We start from the raw sequence: 5,054 nt of genomic DNA on the forward strand, positions 1-5,054 counted from the left end.
CGCCGCGACGGCCTCCACGGCGAGCTCCCTGGTCTCCAACGGGTACATGCGGACTCCAATCCGGACACCGGAGTGTCCAACTTTTTGTCCGCACCCCCTTATCGCCTAAGCAATTCCGCTTATTTTTTCTTATTTTCCCTGTTCAAGACATGCGATAGGGTTTACAAAGCCAAATGTTAGCCCCGATGCATCGCCATGGCCCTATAATGGGTTATCCGAGGGAACTGCGAGAGGAGGGCGGATGAAGCTGTTCGAAGAGGAACTGTTCCCCGTCAGGTTCCTGGGATTCGGCCTCTTCTGGGCATGGCTGTTCATGGTCGGCCTTTCGCCCTCTCCCCTCTTTGGCAATCCGCTATGCCTCGGCTCGGTTCCCTTCGAGCTCTTCGAGCTCCTCATGCGCTGCGCCGTGCTCACACTCTCCTTGGCACTCTCGCGTCCCATCGCCACCAATCGGGGCAAGCGCCTCTATCTTGCCGTGGGAGCCATTGCCGGCATGGCCGTGACGCCCCTTCTGCTTTGGGGCGAGGGCGCAACGGCCCACAGCCTCGCCGCTCTGCTGGCAGCCGTAGCCGAGGTTTCCTTGTTCCTGATGTGGCTGAGTTTCTTCGGGGCCATGAGACTCGGCGATACGCTCACGCTGCTGGTTATGTCCTACGGCGTGGGAGCGCTGCTGTTCCTGGCCACCTTGATCGGCGGCCAGGGCGCCCTCGTTGCCGCGAGCATCGCCTTCCCCCTTCTGTCGGTGGCGTCTCTTATGCTCTCGGGGCGGCTCATTTCCCAGCGCGGGGGTAGCGAGCTTTTCGACGGCGACGGCTCAGCTCTGGTGCAGGCCGGAGAGCCGACTGGGACGAAGGGCCCAAGCAGCATCTTCAAGAGCATTCCAGCCCTTAAGATGACATTGGCACTGGCCTGCTACTCTCTGGCCTTCTCACTGCTCTCGGCCATGGCGTTCTCTGGTGGGGCGGCTCTGCCGGCCGGTTACCTCGTCGAACCAGTCTGTATCGTTGTGCTGGCAGGCGTCTACATCCTCTACGCGCAGTTTGCGAAGGACGCAGCAAAGCCCTATGCGCTCTATCGCGCCGTCGCCCCCGTTATGGGCCTCGGCTTTGCCTGCCTTGCCGCCTTAGTGGGGCAACCGGCCATCGGCGGGGGGATGGTGGTTACCGGATATCTTCTGTTCGAAGTTCTCGCCCTCAATGATTACTGCAATATCGTGAAGGCGAACGACGCGTCGCTTTTCAGGACCATGGCCTTCGGCAGGCTCGCCATTTCAGCGGGTATGCTCGTCGGGTGGGCCGTCGGGTTCTTCGCCGACCACGCTTCGTTCACCGCGCTGGCCGTTGCCGGCATGGCCATCGTGCTCGTCACAGCCACCCTTGTGTTCACTGATCGCGATCGCATGCCCCTAGCCTCCATCGCCGACGATCGCGCCATTCGCGAAGAGAGGGATATGCGCCCCAGCAAGGGTACGGCCCTGGCCAACTTTGCAGTCAGCCGCAAACTGTCGAAGCGCGAGACAGAGGTGTTTGGCTATCTCATTGCCGGCCGAACGACTTCATATATCGCAGAGAGGCTCTTCGTCGCCGAGTCCACCGTGCGAGCCCACGTGTACAACATCTACCAGAAAGCCGACGTCCACTCACGCATGGAACTCATGGATGCCTTCGACGCATTCTGGTCAGAAGAGAGCTAGGCCTCATTCCCGCTGACCAGTTTGAGGCCGACAACGCAGCCGACAAGGCCGGCGATGAGCAGAATGCGGGCGAGGTTCGCGGGTTCCGAACCCGTGATCACGCCGTAGATAACCGTGAGCGCGGTACCAATGCCCACCCACACGGCATAGGCAGTTCCCGTCGGCAGCGTCTTCACGGCGAAGGAGAGCCCCAGCATGGAAAGCACCAGAGCCACGATGAACACGATGGTGGGACCGACGTGGGTGAAACCCTCCGACTTCCCCAAGGCAATAGCCCACACCGATTCCATACACCCTGATGCAACGAGCACGAGTCAGCTCACCGACTCCTCCTTTCCTGATAGGGCGGGGCGCTGTGGCCAGCCGGGCCATTCGCGCCCCGCGCCCTCGTCTCCTTACGCACCCGCACTATTCGTCGATCACCATCGTAGGGTTGTCGCGGGTGATGATTTGTTTGGCGAAGATATCGGCGTCCAAGTACTGCTGCACCATGGCGGCCAGTTGGTCGGTCGCCGCCGCCAGATCGTCGGCGCGAGCCGGATCCACGGACTCGATGATGAGGAAGGCCTTCTGCGATGCATCGGTCAGCGCCGTGCGCTCGCCGTCGCGCCAGTTCCAGCAGCGACAGATGGCGCCGGCGTCGTCGCGGTAGCACAGCTCGCCTTCCAGCGTGGGGGCGTCCTCGTCCTCGCCGAGCGGACGGAACGCGTCGCCGCCCTCGGTGATGCCGAGGCGAATATCGCTGGCCATGGCATCGATGTCCTCACCGCCCACAGGCAGCGCGTACGTAAGCGACACCGTGTTGTAGATGTCCACCGACGGCGTGATGGAGCCCACGGGATTGCCCTTCAGCACGCGCTTGAGCAGGTTCTCGATAGAGCAGCGCGCGCCCTTCTTCGTCTTGAACTTCTGATAGGCCTCGCGCCAGACGGCCACGACCTCGTTCTGCGAGATGGTGTTGCTCTCCAGGTGCTGGTCGGCCGCGCTATTGGCCTCGGCAAGGGCGCGTGCGATGGCGGCGGCGTCTTCGGGCGCCACCTCTTCGGTCGGCTTCATGTTATGGGCCACCACAATGCCGATCTGAGCCTCGGGGAACAGCTCCCAGAACGACTCTTCCGTCACGAACTGCTTCATAAGTCTTCCTTCCTTCTCGTGCCGCCGGACGTGTCGTCTCGAGCGAAGGCCGAAGGCCGTAGTCGAAAGATCTCCGTGCCCATACCCAGGGCGACCCAAATAAAAGCGCCCGCGGGGCGAACATCTTCAAAGGCCTAACGATGTCCGCTCTGCGAGCGCTTTGTGCCTACCCGGCGGCAGGCTATGTGATTCAAGCTAGCTTCAATGATAGCACGGACAGTCAGCATCCCTCGAAAAGATGCCTACCTTAGCCCTGCAGCCCGAACTCAACGAGCAGCTTATCGCGATAGGCGGCATCCTCGGAGACGCGTTTGGCGTCGTCGAAGCGCCCCGCGTTAAGGAGAAGGGCAACGAGGGCTCCCAGGCGATCCATGCCCTGCTCAAGAGCTTCTTCTCTGGTGCGGCGGCAGCGCATCTCAGTTTCCTGCTCGTAGGTCAGCACGCGATTCACCCACTCTCTACCCAATGCCACCGTAGAAGATGCCCAGGATGATGACGAGCGCGGTGATGACGACGAAGACGTAGCGGGTCATGAAATCGAACCAACGGCCGAGGGGCTTTTTGCGGCCCGTCTCCGCCTGCTTCTTCGCGAAGCCGCGCGGGCATACCCAGAAGAACATGACAGCAGCCAGAAACGCGCCGACGGGGATGACGTAAATGGAGATGACGTCCATCCAATCGCTCACCGAGCTGCCGTTTTCCAGGAACAGGCCCACGGCCACAGCAAGGACGGCCACGATACCCACCGACGCTGCACGCGACAACCCCAGCTGGGCCTGCAGCGCCTCCACCGGCGCCTCGAACAGGTTCATAAGGCTCGTGATGGCGGCGAACACCACCGCCGCGAACAAGATGACAGCGAAAATGTTACCGAAGGGCATCTCCTGGAAGACCTGGGCCAGCGTGATGAACAGAAGCGGCGGCCCGGAAGACACGTCCAGCCCAAAGGCGAACACCGCCGGCACCACGACGCAGGCGGCCACAAGCCCGGCGATGGTATCGAAAATGGCGACGTTCTTGGCGGCGTCCACCACGTCCACATCTCGCTTGAGGTAACTACCGTAGACGAGTGTGCCGCACCCGGCAAGCGATAGGCTGAAGAATGCCTGGCCCAGAGCGTACACCCAGGTAGTGGGGTTCAGCAACGCCTCCCAGCGGGGCACGAGCAGATACTCGTAGCCAGCTGCCGCACCGGGCAGTGTGGCCACGCGGATGGCGATGATGACGAACAGCACGAAGAACGTGGGCATGAGCACCTTGTTCACCTTCTCGATACCCCGGGAGATGCCCAAAATCATAATGCCGAAGGTGAGCGCCAGGCCCAGCAGGTGGAAGCCCACGTTGCCGAAGTCCGACGCGATGGCCCCGAAAAAGGCTCCCATGTCGGTCTGCGCCATAAGCTCGCCGTCGAGCGAGGCCACGAAGTAGTTGCACGCCCAACCGAGCACTACGGCGTACCCGATGGCGATGGCGAGCGATCCCAAGGTGGGAATGAGTCCGATGATCTTACCGATGCGCTCGCCGTGCCGCACACCGCGCATCTCCATGGCGCGGCCGAATGCGCCCATAGGGCCAGCGCCCATAGCCCGACCGAAGGACATTTCTCCAATCACGCCCGTAAAGCCCAGCAGCGCCACGAAAATGAGGTACGGGATGAGGAAGGCCGCGCCGCCCAACTGAGCCACGCGATAGGGAAACAGCCAGATATTGGCCATGCCCACGGCGCTGCCAACGCAGGCGAGGATGAAGCCCGTATGTGTGGCCCAGGTATCGCGGCGACCACGGCCCGAGCCGCCCGATGCGCCCGGCGCTCCCGCACCCGTCTCCTCACCGACCTCGATGGCCCGCGCTTCCTCCGCAACGATGTTGTCGTCTCTTGTCGTCACAGCGTCCTCCTTGAATTTCCGTGCCTTCCATCATAGCGAAAGGCGCGGCACGAACAAGCAGGTTCTGGCCAGAGGGACAAATCTCGCACGCGCTCCTCCTCTTTTCGTGCAGGATTTTGCGATTAAGAGAGTCCCCCGAGCGCCATTTGTGCAGGATTTTGCGATCAGGAGAGCTTTGAATCGCCAGCCAGCCCTCGGCGGCTCTCTCTATCGCAAAATCCTGCACAAATTCAAGGCCTCGCGGGGGTGCGGACAAAAAGTTGGACACTCCGGTGTCCGGATTGGAGTCCGCATGTACCCGTTGGAGACCAGGGAGCTCGCCGTGGAGGCCGTCGCGGCGG

General features: G+C 62.0%; 5 protein-coding genes. 1 reads left to right on the top strand and 4 read right to left on the bottom strand.

The features are described from left to right. Positions 1 to 241: 241 nt before the first annotated feature. Positions 242 to 1,693, top strand: coding sequence for a helix-turn-helix transcriptional regulator (locus tag ACW4QM_RS11330; protein WP_237974372.1), 1,452 nt, complete (start codon positions 242 to 244; stop codon positions 1,691 to 1,693). On the opposite strand, the gene ACW4QM_RS11335 is transcribed toward ACW4QM_RS11330, so the two are convergent. From ACW4QM_RS11335 to ACW4QM_RS11350, 4 genes are all read right to left on the bottom strand, one after another. Continuing rightward, positions 1,690 to 2,004: a DMT family transporter gene (locus tag ACW4QM_RS11335; protein ID WP_302148429.1), complete on the bottom strand. Its 315-nt coding sequence runs from the start codon at positions 2,002 to 2,004 to the stop codon at positions 1,690 to 1,692. The two genes, ACW4QM_RS11330 and ACW4QM_RS11335, sit on opposite strands and share 4 nt — an antisense overlap. 97 nt (positions 2,005 to 2,101) lie before the next feature. Then, a complete protein-coding gene (locus ACW4QM_RS11340; RefSeq protein ID WP_161127956.1) occupies positions 2,102 to 2,827 on the bottom strand; it encodes a B3/B4 domain-containing protein in 726 nt (241 codons plus the stop codon). Between the two features lie 247 nt (positions 2,828 to 3,074). Then, a complete protein-coding gene (locus tag ACW4QM_RS11345; RefSeq protein WP_237974371.1) occupies positions 3,075 to 3,299 on the bottom strand; it encodes a hypothetical protein in 225 nt (74 codons plus the stop codon). Continuing rightward, the gene (locus tag ACW4QM_RS11350; RefSeq protein WP_237974370.1) at positions 3,286 to 4,713 is read right to left on the bottom strand and encodes a sodium-dependent transporter; all 1,428 of its coding nucleotides are present in this window, start codon (positions 4,711 to 4,713) and stop codon (positions 3,286 to 3,288) included. Before ACW4QM_RS11350 ends, ACW4QM_RS11345 begins: the two co-directional genes overlap by 14 nt. Between the last annotated feature and the right edge of the window lie 341 nt (positions 4,714 to 5,054).

This window comes from Adlercreutzia sp. CNCM I-6207 (assembly GCF_977072305.1).